The organism is Saccharopolyspora elongata (assembly GCF_004348985.1).
In the GTDB taxonomy this organism is placed as follows: Bacteria; Actinomycetota; Actinomycetes; order Mycobacteriales; family Pseudonocardiaceae; genus Saccharopolyspora; species Saccharopolyspora elongata.
On the sequence record NZ_SMKW01000090.1, the window covers coordinates 21,315 to 36,786 of the forward strand.

Consider the following 15,472-nt stretch of genomic DNA (forward strand, 5'->3'; position numbering starts at 1 on the left):
GTCCCCTCCTCGTCGATCGCGCCGTGCCGGGCTCAGGCACGCACCCAGCAGCCGTCCAGAGCCGAGCGGCATCCGCAGGAGGGGTCGTCCCGGAGCGCTTGCGTCACGGTGCGGACCACCGGCTCGACGCGGTGGAGGTTGCGCTGGAACTGCGCCACGACGTCGACGTGCTTCACCGGCGCATCACCGCTTTCCGGGGCCAGGTCTTCGGAGATGACGCCGTAGTCGGTGCAGTAGGAGAGGTTGACGTAGCAGAGCTCCAGCTCGCGTGCGAGCGACGCCTCGGTGGACTGCGTCATGTTGATGACGTCGGCCCCCCAGTTGCGGTACATGCGGCTCTCGGCCTTGGTCTGGAACCGGGGGCCGTTGATGACCGCCGCCGTGGCGCGCGGGTGCACGACCTCGTCGGTGTCCTTCAGCGCCTCGATGGCCTGCCGGCGCAGCCGCTCGCAGTACGGGTGCGCGGCGTCGGCGTGGGCGCCGCCGGGCTCGTCGAAGATCGTCCAGTTGCGGCCCCAGGTGAGGTCGATGAGCTGGTCGATCAGCACGAAGTGGCCCTTGCCCACCTCCGGCGAGAGGCTGCCGATGACGTTGAAGCCGAGGATCTGCTGCGCGCCGAGGTCGTGCAGCGCGGCGAGGTTCGCCGGGTACGGGACCCGGTGCGGCAGGTACTCGTGGTTGCGCCCGTGCCGGGGCAGGAAGCCGATCGTCTTCCCGGCCCATTCGGTGATGGTGATGGGGGCGCTCGGGTCGCCGTACTTCGTCGTCGCGGTCACCTGCTCCGACTGGTCGAAGAACTTGTAGAACCCGGTCCCGCCGATGATTCCGATGTCAATCACATTCACTCCTGTCTCGAATGGGAAGGGCGGCGCAGGTCATCGACGCACGCCGCCGAACCGAACATCACGCGCATTTCCGGAAGCCGGGCACGGCTCCACGCGGTGGAGCGAAAACTCGTTGGACCGATGGGCGCAGTTGGTCCAGTCCAGCATCTTTTTCAAATGCTACCGACACCGCATCCGATGTCAAGAAACTGTCCGTTCGCCACCGCTGAGCCCGTTTAGCACACAAATTATCCGGCCATCCAGCAGAAGGCGGCCGAACGCCCGCTCGAAAGCCTGGCAGGATACCAACCGGGGTCAAAAATCGCAGAGTGTCCCACATCATATTCAAGTGGACGAGTGGTGACCCTGCGGCACCGAAAGGCCCCCGGCACGCGGCCGAACAGGGCTGTCGCTACCGGAACGGCCGCAGGCCGCGACCGCGAAGGGTGTTCGCCGAATTCGCGTCGCGGGTGTGTACGCCGCGTTAACCCCGCGGGCGGGCACGCCCCGCACGACGGCAAACGGCGTCCCGTTCGACCGAACTGGACGATCGCGAATGCCGCCATCACCAGTTCCGGGAAGTGCGGGAAAAACACCACTCCTTCGGCGGGGCCGAGCACCGCTTTTACCCGGACCTGGTACGACCCCGGCTCCCTTGCGGCCGGTGGGGGCCGGTGATAACTTCAAACAAAAGTGCGGAAATGTGCACTGGTTATCGTTCTCGAATCGGAAACAATCATTCTTGCAGTTCGACCGCGCGGGCTCGCGGCGCCTTTTCGCATCGCCGCAGCCCATTTCTCATGCGGCCGCTGCGCCGGCGTTGCAGAAGGAGAGTTCACGTGCGTTTCCTCGTGGCCGGAGCGGGATTCGGGCAGCAGCACCTCGAATGGCTCGGCAGATGCGCCGCCGACGTGCGCGTGCTCGGCTACCACTCCAACCGCGCACGCGCCGAGGAATTGGCCGCCCGGTACGGGATCGGCACGGTCACGACCGACGTGGTGGGCGCGATCGCCGACGGCGGGGTGGACGCCGCGGTGATCTCGTCGCCGCCCGACACGCACGAGGAGCTGGCCGCCGCCGCGCTCGACAGCGGCTTGGCGGTGATCACGGACAAGCCGCTCGCCCACGACGTCGCCGCGGCCGCCCGGCTGGCCGGCCACCCGAGCGCGCAGCGGGCCGCCGTCGTCTTCCAGTGGCGCATCAACCCCGCGCTGCGGGAACTGCGGCGCCTCCTGCAGGCCGGCGAATTCGGCGAGGTGCACCACGTGGAACTCACCTTCCACCATGACTTCCTGGCCGGCCCGGAGACCGCCTTCCCCTGGCGCCACCGGCGCGAGCACGCGGGCGCGGGCGCGCTGGCCGACCAGGGCGTGCACCTCTTCGACGTCCTCCGCTGGATCGCGCCGGGAGACTGGCAGGTCACCGGAGCGCGAACGGCGGTGGCGTGCAAGGAGCGCCGCGGGCCGACCGGGCCGGTGCGGTGCGAGACGGAGGACGTCGCCGACGTCTGGCTCGCCGACGCGGGCGACCGGCACGCGCGGGTGTTCGTCTCCCGGATCGCCGCCGGGCGCCGGTGCTTCCAGGTGATCGTGCAGGCCGCGCGCGCCGTCCTGGTGGTCGAGGCCTCCCCCGACGACGGCAGCGCACGGCTGCTGGTGAGCACCCTGGGCACGGCCGGCCCCGTCGTCACGGCGTTCCCGGCGCACGACATGAACCCGTACCCGGCCATCCTCGACCGGCTGTCCGAAGTGGATGGACAGCACGCCGGGCTGATCGCCGGATTCGACGATGCCCTTGTCGCCCAACAGCTCCTGCACCAGGCGCTCGCGCACGACGAGCGGTGAAACGAATGGCCGCCGGCCGACCGGGTGCACCGCGCCCGGCGGCCGGCGGCAGGCAATCGCACGACCGTTGAAGATAGGAGAGAAATGACCGCCAAGCTACGACTGGCCGTGGCAGGTGTCGGCAACAACATCTCCGCGCTGTTCCAGGGCGCCCAGCTCTACGCGAAGCTGGCCGCCCAGGGCGTGCCGGAGTCGGAGTTCCCGGGGATCAAGCGCGCCCGCATCGGCGGCCTCGGGGTGAGCGACATCGAGTTCGTGGCCGCGTTCGACCTGCACCCCAACAAGGTCGGCAAACCGTTCGCGGAGGCCGTCCTGGCCGAGCCGAACAACTACCCGCGCCTCGAAGTCGACCTGCCCGACCCGAAGTTCGAGGTCACCGCGGGCCTCGTGGAGGCGGACGCCGACCCGGAGTCCGAGGCGTTCCGGCGGATCGTCACCGAGCTGCGCGAGAGCGACGCCGAGGTGCTGCTCTACTCGCTGCCGACCGGGCTGCAGTGGGCGGCCGACGCGTACGCGAAGGCGGCGCTGGAGGCCAAGGTCGCGTTCGTCAACTGCACGCCGGAGATCGTCGCGCGGTCGCCCGAGATGCTCACCGCCTACGAGTCCGCCGGCGTCCCGCTCGTCGGCGACGACCTCGCCAGCCACTTCGGCACGTCGGTGGTGCACCGGGCGCTGCTCGGGCTGATCGCCGAGCGCGGCCTCACCCTGGCCAGCTCCTACCAGCTCAACTTCGGCGGCAACGAGGACTTCCGCAACCTGCGCGACCACGGCGCGAGCAAGCGGGATTCCAAGATCAACGCGCTGGCGCAGGACAACATCAGCCCGGACAAGATCGAGGTCATCCCGTCCGCCGGGTACATCGGGCACCTCAAGGACCACAAGGTGGCCGTGCTGAACATCGAGGGCCTCGGGTGGGCGGGCACGCCGATCTCGCTGGACCTGAAGCTGCAGGTGCAGGACTCCAGCAACGCGGCCGGGGTGATCATCGACCTGATCCGCGTCGCCGCCGCGAGCCGCCGCGCCGAGCTGCCCGGGTTCCCGGTGGCCGCGGTGCGGGTGCTGAAGTCCCCGGCCGGTGGGCACCCGAGCTACACGCCGGACATGGTCGAGGAGGGCTTCCGCAAGCTCGAAGCCGCCGACGTGGCGACCGGTCGGTGATGCGGTCCGCCGACGGAGCGCACCCGGCCCGGATCGCGGTTCTGGCCTACCCCGGCGTGAACGAGCTGGACCTGTTCGGCGCGTACGCGGTGCTGGCCAAGGCCGCGAGCGTCGCGCCGGGCGAGCTGGAGGTGCTGCTGGCCGGCCCGGTCCCGCACCTCAGCACGTCCGGCGGCGTGCCGATCGGGGTGGCAGCGGATCTGCGCTACTTCACCGCTGCCGACGCGGTCGTGATCCCGGGCGGCCGCGGGGCCGCCGATGCGGCGCTGGACGAGGAACTGCTGGCCGCGGTCCGCGATGCGAGCGCCGCCGGAACGCCGGTCTACGGCGTGTGTTCCGGCGCGCTGCTGATCGCCGCGGCCGGTGCCGCCCGGGGCCGCACGATCGCCGTGCACCACGCGAAGCGCGGGGCGATCGCCCCCGGCTCGGTGGGCGTGGTGGCGGCCGGGCTCGTCCGGGACGGGCGGCTGTGCACCGTCGGCGGCGACCATCGCACCTCGGTGAAGTCCGTCGACCTCGCCTTTCAGCTGATCGATGACCTCGTGCCGCACCTGGTGGCGACGGTGTCGGAAGGAATGGAGATCGTGCCGGGACGCATCGCACGACCGGAGCTGCGGGGTTCGCCATGAGCGGCCGGGGGCGGGTGCTCGTCACCGGCGCGAGCCGCGGGATCGGCCGCGAGATCGCGATCGCCCTGGCCCGCACCGGCCACGACCTGGTGCTGTGGGCGCGCAGCCGGGACGACCTCGGCAAGACCGCGGAGCTGGCGCGCGGCCACGGCGCGGCCGTGGTGGAACAGGCGGTCGACGTCGGCGACCGGGACCAGGTCGAGGCGGGAATCCGTTCCAGCGCAACGGGTTCCGAGGCGCTGAACGGGCTGGTGCTCAACGCCGGCGCCGGGGTGTGGCGGCCGCTGGCGGAGGTCCCGGCGCCGGAGTGGTCCGCCGCGCTGCGCACCAACCTCGACGGCGCCTTCCACGTCCTGCAGGCCGCGCTCCCGGCGTTGCGCCGGGTGCCGCACCCGCTGGTGGTGGGCGTGCTTTCGGACTCCGCGGTGCACCCGTTCCCCGACCGCGCGGCGTACTCGGCCGCGAAGGCGGGCACCCTCGCCCTGCTGGAGGTCGCCCGGCGGGAGCACCGCGCGGCCGGGCTGCGGATCAGCCTGGTGCTGCCGAGCCGGGTGGACACCCACTTCAGCGGGTCGCACGCGGACGCGCGGCCGGGCACCCGGGCGGGCGCGCTCTCCGCGCGGGACGTCGCGCAGGTCGTCGACGGCCTGTTTGCGCTGCCCCCGCACGTCGAAGTCCGCGAAATCCGCTTGGCCGCAACGACATCCACGTACGGGCCCTACCCAGAAAGAGTTCCCGCATGACGCTGCAGAAGGACTTCCTGGTGCCCGAGGGGCACTCCAAGCCGATCGGCAACTACTCGCCGGGCATCGCCGTGCGCGTGCCCGCGGACGCCCGGTGGGTGTTCGTGACCGGGCAGGTGGCGACCGACGCGGACGGCGGGGTCGTCGCGCCGGACGACGCGGGCAAGCAGACCGAGGTGGTCTTCGACCGGATCCGGGCGGTGCTGGCCGCCGCCGGCGGGGAGCTCGCCGACGTGGTCAGCCTGACCGTCTACCTCTCCGACCTGGCAGGAGACTTCGACCGCGTTTCCGCGGTCCGCAACGAGGTCCTCGCCGGGCTCTCCCCCACCAGCACGCTGGTCGAGGTCGCGCGGCTGGCCGAAACCGGGTGCCGCGTGGAGATCAGCGCCATCGCGATCGTGCCCGCGGGGAGGGGGTGAACCCGCGATGTCCAGCCGGCTCGGCCCCGGAGCACCGGCCGGGGTGGCCTCCCCGGCGGCGGAGCTCGCCGACGTGGCGGGACGCGCGCGGGTGCTGCTCGTCGGATCGCTGAACGTCGACACGATCCTGCTCGCCCAGAAGGAACCCGACGACGAGGGTGCCGTCCTCGTCACCGAGTCGATCACCTCCGTCGGCGGCCACGCCGGGAACTGCGCGTCGGCGTTCGCCGCGCTCGGCGTGCGGGCCGGCCTGGTCGCGGCCGTCGGAGCGGACGAGCACGGCGACTGGATCGTGGCCGACCTGGCCGAGCGGGGCGTGGACACCTCGCTCATCGTCCGGCACCCGGGCGCGTCGACGGGGCACGCGGTGATCCCGGTCTTCGACGAGAAGCACTACATGCTGCTGGTGCGCGGCGCGAACGAGCTGCTCACCGAGGCCCACCTCGGCGCGATCGACTTCGCCGGCTACGACGCCGTGGTGCTGTTCGACCCCAGCCGCGCGGCGTTGCAGGAGGCGGTGCGGCTCGCCCGCGCCGCGCCGCACCGACCGCTGCTGTGCTGGAACCCGGGCGGCATCTACTCCCGGGATCCGGTCATCGCGGAGCTGCTGCCCGAGTGCGACGTGGTGCTGGCCAACCGGGACGAGTTCGGGCACCTCCAGCGGGCGCTGGAGACCGCCGGCCGGGCGCGGGACGACCAGGACTTCGTCATCACCCTCGGCGACGGCGGCTCCCGGCTGGTGCGCTCGGGCCGGCGCTGGGACTGCCCCTCGGTGCCGGTCGAGGTGGTGGACCCTACCGGCGCGGGCGACGCCTTCGCCGCGAGCTACGTGCTGGCGGCGCTGGCCGGGTTCGAGCCGGAACTCCGCCTCCGGCTGGGAAACCGGGCAGGCGCGCTGGCGGTGACCGCACCGGGCGCCCGCGGCCACCTCGCCGCACTGTCCGAAGTGGTCGGTGCACTGACTTAAAGATCGCTTCTGAACGGTGCGCGGGCGCGCGTGGGAGGTGTGCGCGGTGGCGGTTTCGCGCGAAACCGCCACCGCCTGTCAGGCGCCGGGCGCCTCCGGGACGAGCCGGGCGGAACCTCAGACGCCGCCTGGCTCTGGGATACCGCGGCGGTGCAAGTTGCTAGGTGGGCCAAGCGGCTGGCGCCGCTTCAAAGACGAAGAACGAAACGACATTCGCCAACGAGCTCTCGAACCAGGCACACACCTCCCCGTAGGAGAGAACCAGGTGAACCCCCCACTCGGACCGCGCCCCAGCGCCGACGGCTGGCGGGGCGTGATCGGCGACGAGTTCACCGCCGCGAACGCCGCCACCGTGGCCGCCTGTATCCTGCGGGTCGTCCGGCAGGCCCAGTCCTGCGACGACCTGCTGATCGGATTCGACGGCCGCGAGCAGGGCGAAGCCGCGGCGAACGCGGTCGCCGCGGCTGCCCAAGCGCTCGGCGTGCGGCGCAACATCGTGGTGCCGCACCTGCCGACGCCCACCGCGACGCACGCGGTGCGCACCGGTGCCGCGGACGCCGCACTGCTGATCACGGCCAGCCACAACCCGCCGAACTGGAACGGCGTCAAGGCGAAGGTCGCGCCGGGCGCGCCGCTGACCAGCGAGGCCGAGCGCCGCGTGGTCGAGCTGCTCAGCGGGCCCGCGGACCCGAGCCCACCGCCCGGCGACGCACGCGCGACGACGACGTGGAAACCGGCCGCCGACCTCACCGATCCGCACGTGGCGGCCGCGGCTGCCCTGACGCGCGAACCTGCCCGCCGACGGCTGCGCGTCGTCGTGGATGGCCTGCACGGCGTCGCGGGCACTCCGATGGCGAATCTGTGCACGGCACTCGGCTGGCGGCCGATTCCCGTTGGCTGCCAACCGATGCCGGACTTCGGCGGGCTGATCCCGGACCCGTCCTCGCCCGCAAGCCGGACCCGCGCGGCGCGGGAAGTCCTCGCCTCCGGCGCGGATCTCGGGATCGTCCTGGACGGCGACGGCGACCGGATGTACGTGCTGGACGAGCGCGGCGATTCGGTGCTGCCGCACGAATTGTTCGCGCTACTGCTGGAACATCGCGGCGCGGACGAGCCGACCGGTGCAGCGCGCCGGGTCGCGATCACCGTCGCCACCGGCACGATCGTGCACCGGGTCGCCGAGCGCCTCGGCTACGAGATCGACGAACACCCGATCGGCTTCAAACACCTCTCGCCGCTGCTCGCGCAGGGGCTCGCCGCGGCGGCCTGCGGCGGCGTCGGCGACCTGGGCTTCGCCGAGCACGGCCTCGACCGCGATCCGTTCGCCGCCGTCGCCGCGCTCGCCGACGTCCTGCACCGCACCCGGGCGCCGCTGTCCGTGCTGGTCGACGACGTGCGCACGCGCAACGGCGCGCTGCGCTGGTTCGAGACCCGCGTGCCGGGATCGGCCGGTCCGGACCGGCTGCGGGCGATCGGCGTCCGGGCGCTCGCCGAGGTCCTCGGTGCCCGGCCGCAGCGGATCACCGAGGTGGACGGCATCAAGTGCTGGCTCGGGGACGGGCAGTGGTTCCTGCTGCGCCCGTCTTCGACTGAAGGGGGGATCCGGCTCTACGGCGAGCTGGCCGACACCCCACATGTCGCCGCACAACTCGACAAGCTCACCGGGATGGTCCGCGCCGACATCGGCGCCGGCCCCCACCGCAAGTGAACGTGCCGCCAGTGAGGAGACACATCATGGAAAACGCATCGATCGCCCTCATCGGTGGAACCGGCTTCTACCGGTTCCTGGACGACAGCACGGACGTCGAAGTCGACACGCCCTACGGCAAGCCGAGCGCGCCGATCAGCATCGCCGAGGTCGCCGGGCGGCGCGTGGCGTTCCTCCCCCGGCACGGCCGCAACCACGACTTCCTGCCCTCCGAGTTGCCGTACCGCGCCAACCTGTGGGCGCTCAAGCAGCTCGGCGTCCGCCAGGTCGTCGCCTTCAACACCGTCGGCAGCCTGCAGCGCGAGTACCGCAAGGGCGACTTCGTGCTGGTCGACCAGTTCGTCGACCGCACCTGGGGCCGGCCGGACAGCTACTTCAGCGGCGGCGACACCTCCGCGCACATCAGCTCCGCCTACCCGTACTGCGAGCGGATGCGCGGCCTGGCCTACGAAACCCTCACCGGGCTGGGCACCCGGGTGCACCGCAACGGGACGGTGGTGGTGATCCAGGGGCCGAGGTTCTCCACCGCCGCCGAGAGCAAGTGGTTCAGCGGCCAGGGCTGGCACCTCGTGAACATGACCCAGTTCCCGGAGGTCGTGCTGGCCCGCGAGCTGGAGCTCTGCTACTCCAACGTCTCCTACATCACCGACTACGACGTCGCCGCCAAGGAAGTGGCCGGCGACGAGGAGTCCGATGTCGTCTCGCACGCGGGCGTGCTCAAGGCGTTCAACGCCAACTCCGAGCACGTCCTGGACATGGTCCGCGGCCTCGTGGGCGCCCTGCCGGAGGACGTCGACTGCGCGTGCAGGCACGCGCTGGACGGAGCGATCGTATGACCTGGGCGGTATCGCCGACCGATGCCGAGCTCGTCGCACAGGGCGAGGAGGCGCTGCGCGCGGCGCGCTCGCAGATGCCCGTGCTCGACGGGCTGCAAGCCGACCTGCGCACCTCCCAGCCGCTGCGCGGGCACCGGATCAGCGGATGCGCGCACCTCACCAAACAGACCGGCGTGCTCGTCGAGCTACTTGCCGCCGCCGGCGCGGAGGTCGCCTGGACCGGCGGGAACGAGGTTTCCACCCAGGACGACGTCGCCGCGGCCCTCGCGAAGACGGGGGTGCGGGTGTTCGGCCGCCGCGGGATGACCCCGGAGGCGGTGCAGGAGGCCGTCGTCGAATGCGCCCGGGCGTTCGACGGCGGCCCCACCCTGGCGCTCGACAGCGGCGGGTCGATGCTGCGGACCATCGTGCAGGACCCCGAGGCGTTCCCGAACCTGGTCGCCGCGACCGAGAAGACCTCCGAGGGAAGCCAGCTCCTGCGCGAGGAGCTGCGCCCGCAGCTGACCTTCCCGGTGGTGCTCGTCAACGATGTCGTGACCAAGTGGGAGGTGGACAACACCCACGGCACTGGACAGTCCACACTGGACGGAATCCTGCGCGCGACCGGCACCTTCCTCGCCGGGAAGCGGTTCGTGGTGTGCGGGTACGGGCACGTCGGCCGCGGGCTGGCGCGGCGCGCCCGCGGCATGGGCGCCCGCGTGACGATCACCTGCCGCAGCGAGCTGACCGCGATCAGGGCCCGGCTCGACGGCTTCGACGTGCAGCCGATGGCCGTGGCCGCCCGGACCGCCGACCTGGTGTGCACCGCGACCGGCCAGCCCGACGTGGTCACCGGCGAGCACCTCGACCTGCTGCCCGCCGGCGCGATCCTGTGCAACACCGGCCACTCGGTCGTCGAGATCAACCTGGCGGACCTGGCGAGGCGAACCGACTACGTGGCGGACGTCGGGCCGCACGTCCAGCGGCACTTCCTCACCAACGGCAGGCACGTGGACCTGCTCTCCGGCGGCGGGTTGGTCAACCTCGACGCCGCCGAGGGCAACCCGAGCGAGGCGATGGACCTGACCTTCACCAACCAGGCGCTCGCGGTGCTGCACCTGGCCGACAAGGCCGGCGAACTCGCCCCCGGCGTGCACGAGGTCGACCAGGAGCAGGACGAGGAGGTGGCGCGCCGGAAGCTCCGCCACCTCGGCGTCGGCTGGGACGCCGAGGTCGCCGCGCGACCGCGCCCGCCGTACGGCTCGGCCCTGCGCTCGCCGCTGGACCACCAGAGCGGCAGCTCGCGCGGCGGCTACATCGGCGGCACGACGGCGTTCGCCCGGCTCGACCTCGCGGAGGGCTCGATGCCGGCGCTCGCCGCGCTGCGCCGGGACTTCAGCTCGTCGAAGCCGCTGGCGGGCCGGCGCCTGCTGATCGCGGGGCTGGTGACGGCCGGTTCGGCGGTCGCCGCGCACACCGCCCGGGCGATGGGCGCGAGCGTCGTGTGGTGCGCGACGAGCGCCCGGCACTTCGACCGGGAGGTGGCCGACCATCTGCGCGAATCCGGTTGCGTGGTGCACGATCCGACCGGGCCCGGCGGCGTCCGGTCGGCGATCCGGAGCTCACTGGCGGCGTGGCGGGAAGGCCCGACGGCGCTGCTCGACGACGACGCGGTGCTGACCACCGCCATGCACGACGAGTTCGCCGAGTTCCCCGGGCCGCAGTTCGCCGTCGAACGGACCACCCGCGGCGCGCAGCTGATCAAGAAGCGGCCCTACCTGCGCTTCCCGGTGATCACCGCGGACCGGTCGACGGCCGAGGTGGTCGCCTCCGACTCGCACGCCAAGGGGCTGATCGACGTCATCGGCGTGGTCGGCGGCGAGCCCATCGCCGGGCAGGTGGTGGCGGTCGCCGGGTATGGCGCGGTGGGTTCCCGGGTCGCGGCCCGGGCCGGCGGGATCGGCGCGCGGGTGGTGGTGACCGAGGTCCGGCCGACCAGGGCACTGATGGCGGTCCTCGACGGCTTCGACGTGCTCCCGCTGGAGGAGGCCGCCGGGATCGCCGACATCATCTGCACCACCACCGGTCACGCCGACACGCTCCGCGAGGCGCACCTGGCGAAGATGCGCACCGGGGCGCTGGTGGTCGCCTCGGTCGCGCAGGAGGTCGACGCCGGCGCGCTGCACCGGACCGCCGCGAAGTGGCGGACCGGGGTGGCCGGCCTGCGGGTGGCGCACCTGACGCACGAGCGCGTCATCCGGATCGCCTTGCCCGACAAGGAATTGTCGCACCCGCACGGCGAACCGACCCCGTACGCGGCGCAGGACATCTCGTTCGCCACGCAGCTCCACACGACCTGCGAGGCGCTGCGCGAGTCGGCGGCCGCGCGCCCGTCCGTCGGCGCGATGCCCGGCCAGTCCGGGAATTACGCCCTGTCGGCGATCGCCTCGGCGATGCGGCTGCGCCTGCGCGGCGACAACCCGCCCCGATGACCCCTACCGATTCGGAAGAAACCATGATCCCCCAACGCACTTCGCCGCCCGCTCCCGGCCGCCTCCTGCTCATCCGGCACGCCCAGACGCAATGCACCGTCGAGGGCAGGTTCTGCGGCGCGCACGACGCGACGCTGACCGCCACCGGCGAGACCATGGCGCGGCACCTGGCCGGCCACCCCGCGCTCGACGGCATCGACCTCGTCCTGAGCAGCCCCGCCACCCGGGCCAGGGCGACCGCCGAGCGACTGACGCGCGGCACGGGAAAGTACGAAGTGGACGATCGACTTCGCGAATTGTCCTTCGGTGCTTGGGAGAGCAAGAAACCGTCCGATCTGCACGGCGACGAGCGCTACGAATCCTGGAAGCGCAATCCGGCGCTGCACTGCCCGCCGGGCGGCGAATCCGGCCTGGAGGTGGCGGCGCGAGTGGTCGCGGCCGTCCGCGACGCGCTCGAACGGAGCCGCGAGGTGGCCGTGGTGACGCACAAGGCCCCGGTCCGGCTGGCCGCCTGCTTCCTGCTGGGCATCCCGCTGTCCCGCTACCGCGACCTGGCCGCGGCACCGGTCGGTTCGGTCACCGAGCTCACCTTCGACCAGGACCACGTGCGGCTGCGCGGGCTGGGCGACGTGTCCCACCTCCCACCCGAATGGCGTAGGAATCCGGACGGATCCGGCCCGGGACCGGCACCTTCTGGTAGTAGCTCTCCCCGTGAACACCCCGCGCCAGAACACGTCCGCTGATTCCTCCGATGCCGCGCGTGGAAAGGAGAACGACTTGACGCGCTTCGCCGAGATCGACCACATCGTGTGGGACTGGAACGGCACGCTATTCGCCGACACCGCCGCGCTGATCGACGCGACGATCGACATCTTCGCCCGGGCGGGTCTACCGGCCGTCACGCGAACCCGGTACCAAGAGCATCACACCCAGCCCATCCCGCTGTTCTACGACCGGCTCGCCGAGCGCGATCTCAGCGACGAAGAACAGCAGTGGCTGGCCGAGGCGTTCCAGGAGACCTACGTCCGCTACCGCCAGAACGTCGGCCTGCACCCGCAGGCCCGCGACGTCCTGCGGCAGTGCGCCGACGCGGGCTTCGCCCAATCGCTGCTTTCGATGTACCCGCACGAAAAACTGCTGCCGCTGGTGGAGACCGCGGAGATCACCGCGTTCTTCCGCCGGATCGACGGGCTGCACACCGACGAGGCGGCGAAGAAAGCCCCGCACCTCCGGCGGCACCTGACCGAGATCGGTGCGCGCCCGGATCGCGTGCTCCTCGTCGGCGACAGCGTGGACGACGCGCTGGCCGCGCGGGAATGCGGCGCGCACTGCGTGCTTTACCACGCGGGCCGAGACGCGCTCCACTCCCGGGAGCACTTCGAGGCGCTGGACGTGCCGATCGCCGAAAACCTGCACGACGCCGTGACCGCGCTGCTGGGCCACCGACAGCCGGACCAAGACACCGGGAGGCCGACGTGGACCACCACGACACCGTGACCGTTCCCGATTCCGGCGGCGTCGCCGGCGAGATGGCGTGGATCCAGCGGAACTCCCCGCTGCTGGACTCCTACGTCCGGGGGCTGGTCGGCGACGGCTCCTTCCAGGGCCTGCGGGTGGCGGTCGCCCTGCACATCGACCCGAAGACGGGATTCCTGGCGACCGTCCTGCAGGACGCCGGGGCCGAGGTCGTGGTGGGCGGCAGCAACCCGCGCACCACCAGGGACGACGTGGTCGAGCACCTCCGGCGGCGCGGGATCGAGACCGTGGGGCGGCGCGGCGAGCCGGTCGAGGACTGGCGGGCGGGCCTGCTGTCCATCGGCGACTCGGAACCGGACCTCATCCTCGACGACGGCGTCGAACTCGTGGTGCTGATGGCGGAGCACCAGCCGGAGAAGCTCGCCAAGGTGCGGGGCATCTGCGAGAAGACCACGACCGGAACCGTGCGGATGCGCGAGCTGGCGGAGGCCGGCACCGTCCGGCTCCCGCCTTCGCTGACCGTCGACGAAGCGCGCTGCAAGCACCTCTTCGACAACCGCCACTCCACGGGCCAGACCACCCTGCTGGCGATCTCCCGGCTCACCGGGATGCTCTTGACCGGCAAGCGGATCGCGATCATCGGCTACGGCTGGGTGGGCCGGGGCCTGGCGATCTACGCCCGGGCGCTGGGCGCGGCCGTGTCGGTCATCGAGATCGATCCGGTGAGCGCGCTGGAGGCGCACATGGACGGCATGGCCGTCGGCGACCACGCCACCTGCCTGCCGGGCGCGGACCTGGTGATCACGGCCACCGGCGTGGAGCACGTGCTCGCGGGCGCGGACTTCGACCTGCTCGACGACGGGGTCGTGCTGGCCAACGCCGGGCACAGCGACTTCGAGATCGACCTGCCCGGTCTCGCCGCGGCGGGCGCGGTCGGCGAGCCGGTGTCGGAGCACCTCACCTGCTACCGGCTGGGGGCGAAGCGGATCAACGTGCTCTGCGAGGGGGCCTTGGTGAACATCAGCGGCGGGGCGGGCAACCAGATCGAGGTCATCGACCTGACGTTCGCGGTGCAGGCGCTGGGCGCGCGGCTGCTCGCCCGGGGCGAGATCCCGCCGGGGGTGCATTCGCTGCCGCCCGAAGTCGACGACGCCATCGCCCGCGCGCGCCTCGCGAGCCTCGGCATCGCGATGCCCGGCGATGCGGAGGCGGTGACGCTGCGATGACCGACACGGCGATGGCGGTCCACCCCGACTGGCGGATCGAGCAGATGCCCGCGCTGCGCGAACTGCTCGCGCAGTGGGGCGGCGTGCCGATGCACGACCGCAAGGCCCTCGTCCTGGTCGAGCCCGGCGGTGCCGACCTCGTTCTCGCGAGGGCGCTGGGCGAACTGGGCAGCGAGGTGCACCTCGCCCACCGCAGCACGGCGGCCGGCGACGACGAGAACCTGCTGGGGCAGGCCGAAGCGGAGGCGCTGCTGCGGGAGTTCGCACCGGACTTGCTGTTCGACCACGACGGCTTCCTGACCCGGATCGCGCACCGCGCCGCGCCCGACGTCACCGGGGCGCTGCTCGGGGTCGTCAACCGAACCGATTCGGCGCCGTTGGACATCCGGCTGGAAGTCCCGGTGCTCGAAGCCCACCCGCCGCGGATGTTCGCGCTGCTCCACCTCGCGGAGGCGCGGCAGCGCGCCCTGTGGCAGGTCATGGCGTGCGCCGACCTGCAGCCGGCGGGCCGGCGCGTCGCGGTGGTCGGGTTCGGCGCGGTGGGCCGCATGGTGGCGGGCTACTGCACGGCGATGGGGATGCGGGTGGTGGTCGTGGAGCCCGACCCGGTCGAAGCGCTCGGCGCCCACTTCCAGGGCCACGAGGTCCGCTCCCGAGACGCGGCGGTCACCGAATCCTCGGTGGTGATCTTCACCGGCCGCCCGTCGCTGGTGGACATCACCTCGCTGCCGGACGGTTCCCTGGCGGCGGTGGTGGATCCACGACTCGCCGAGCAGATAGTGCACGGCCTGGACGGGGTCTGCGCGACGCGCAGGCACGTCCGCCCGGGCCTCACGGAATACGAGCTGGGCAGGGGAACCCGGATCTACTTCGCGGGAGACGGCACGGGACCACCCGGTGTCGGAGAGCAGACGACGGAGGTGACCGAACTCCAGGTCGCGCTGGCGCTCCTGGGCGCGGACCACCTCCTCGCCGAGGGGCACAACCCGGGCCAGCACGAACTGCCGCGAGCGCTGGGCGACCGCGTAGCGGCGATGAAGCTGATGAGACTGGCGGAAACGCGAAGGCTCTGAGAGCGGGAAAGCGCGGGGCGACACGGGAATTGATCGGTGACCGGGCGCGTGGGTCGGGGGTGTGTCGCGCCCGGTCACCGGGTGGGCCGGTGCGGGTG

General features: G+C 72.1%; 14 protein-coding genes. 13 read left to right on the forward strand and 1 reads right to left on the reverse strand.

Annotated features, from left to right (window positions below):
* Window positions 1-32: 32 nt before the first annotated feature.
* A complete protein-coding gene (locus E1288_RS39605; protein ID WP_165968501.1) occupies window positions 33-839 on the reverse strand; it encodes an MTAP family purine nucleoside phosphorylase in 807 nt (268 codons plus the stop codon).
* 824 nt (window positions 840-1,663) lie between these two features.
* Here E1288_RS39605 and E1288_RS39610 point away from each other — a divergent pair.
* The 13 genes from E1288_RS39610 to E1288_RS39670 all read left to right on the forward strand — a co-directional run bounded on the left by E1288_RS39610 (window position 1,664) and on the right by E1288_RS39670 (window position 15,374).
* Complete coding sequence (locus E1288_RS39610) at window positions 1,664-2,668, forward strand: Gfo/Idh/MocA family protein (RefSeq protein ID WP_165968502.1); 1,005 nt, start codon at window positions 1,664-1,666, stop codon at window positions 2,666-2,668.
* Window positions 2,669-2,752: 84 nt separating this feature from the next.
* Window positions 2,753-3,826: a myo-inositol-1-phosphate synthase gene (locus E1288_RS39615; protein WP_132493817.1), complete on the forward strand. Its 1,074-nt coding sequence runs from the start codon at window positions 2,753-2,755 to the stop codon at window positions 3,824-3,826.
* The gene (locus E1288_RS39620; RefSeq protein ID WP_132493818.1) at window positions 3,826-4,455 is read left to right on the forward strand and encodes a DJ-1/PfpI family protein; all 630 of its coding nucleotides are present in this window, start codon (window positions 3,826-3,828) and stop codon (window positions 4,453-4,455) included. The genes E1288_RS39615 and E1288_RS39620 overlap by 1 nt, the downstream gene beginning before the upstream one ends.
* On the forward strand, window positions 4,452-5,198 hold the full coding sequence (locus E1288_RS39625; RefSeq protein WP_132493819.1) for an SDR family oxidoreductase: 747 nt from the start codon (window positions 4,452-4,454) through the stop codon (window positions 5,196-5,198). Before E1288_RS39620 ends, E1288_RS39625 begins: the two co-directional genes overlap by 4 nt.
* A complete protein-coding gene (locus tag E1288_RS39630; RefSeq protein ID WP_132493820.1) occupies window positions 5,195-5,617 on the forward strand; it encodes a RidA family protein in 423 nt (140 codons plus the stop codon). Before E1288_RS39625 ends, E1288_RS39630 begins: the two co-directional genes overlap by 4 nt.
* Window positions 5,618-5,624: 7 nt before the next feature.
* Complete coding sequence (locus E1288_RS39635) at window positions 5,625-6,584, forward strand: carbohydrate kinase family protein (RefSeq protein ID WP_132493821.1); 960 nt, start codon at window positions 5,625-5,627, stop codon at window positions 6,582-6,584.
* 265 nt (window positions 6,585-6,849) lie between these two features.
* Window positions 6,850-8,292 carry a phosphohexomutase domain-containing protein gene (locus tag E1288_RS39640; protein ID WP_165968503.1) on the forward strand — a complete coding sequence of 481 codons (1,443 nt, stop codon included), beginning with the start codon at window positions 6,850-6,852 and terminating at the stop codon, window positions 8,290-8,292.
* A gap of 26 nt (window positions 8,293-8,318) precedes the next feature.
* A complete protein-coding gene (locus E1288_RS39645; protein WP_207954813.1) occupies window positions 8,319-9,128 on the forward strand; it encodes an S-methyl-5'-thioadenosine phosphorylase in 810 nt (269 codons plus the stop codon).
* The gene (locus E1288_RS39650) at window positions 9,125-11,599 is read left to right on the forward strand and encodes an adenosylhomocysteinase (protein WP_132493823.1); all 2,475 of its coding nucleotides are present in this window, start codon (window positions 9,125-9,127) and stop codon (window positions 11,597-11,599) included. The genes E1288_RS39645 and E1288_RS39650 overlap by 4 nt, the downstream gene beginning before the upstream one ends.
* Before the next feature lie 23 nt (window positions 11,600-11,622).
* Complete coding sequence (locus E1288_RS39655) at window positions 11,623-12,342, forward strand: histidine phosphatase family protein (protein WP_165968504.1); 720 nt, start codon at window positions 11,623-11,625, stop codon at window positions 12,340-12,342.
* Between the two features lie 34 nt (window positions 12,343-12,376).
* Window positions 12,377-13,096, forward strand: coding sequence for an HAD family hydrolase (locus tag E1288_RS39660; RefSeq protein ID WP_165968505.1), 720 nt, complete (start codon window positions 12,377-12,379; stop codon window positions 13,094-13,096).
* Window positions 13,075-14,301 carry an adenosylhomocysteinase gene (locus E1288_RS39665; RefSeq protein WP_165968506.1) on the forward strand — a complete coding sequence of 409 codons (1,227 nt, stop codon included), beginning with the start codon at window positions 13,075-13,077 and terminating at the stop codon, window positions 14,299-14,301. The genes E1288_RS39660 and E1288_RS39665 overlap by 22 nt, the downstream gene beginning before the upstream one ends.
* The gene (locus E1288_RS39670; protein WP_132493827.1) at window positions 14,298-15,374 is read left to right on the forward strand and encodes an NAD(P)-dependent oxidoreductase; all 1,077 of its coding nucleotides are present in this window, start codon (window positions 14,298-14,300) and stop codon (window positions 15,372-15,374) included. Before E1288_RS39665 ends, E1288_RS39670 begins: the two co-directional genes overlap by 4 nt.
* Window positions 15,375-15,472 lie beyond the last annotated feature (98 nt).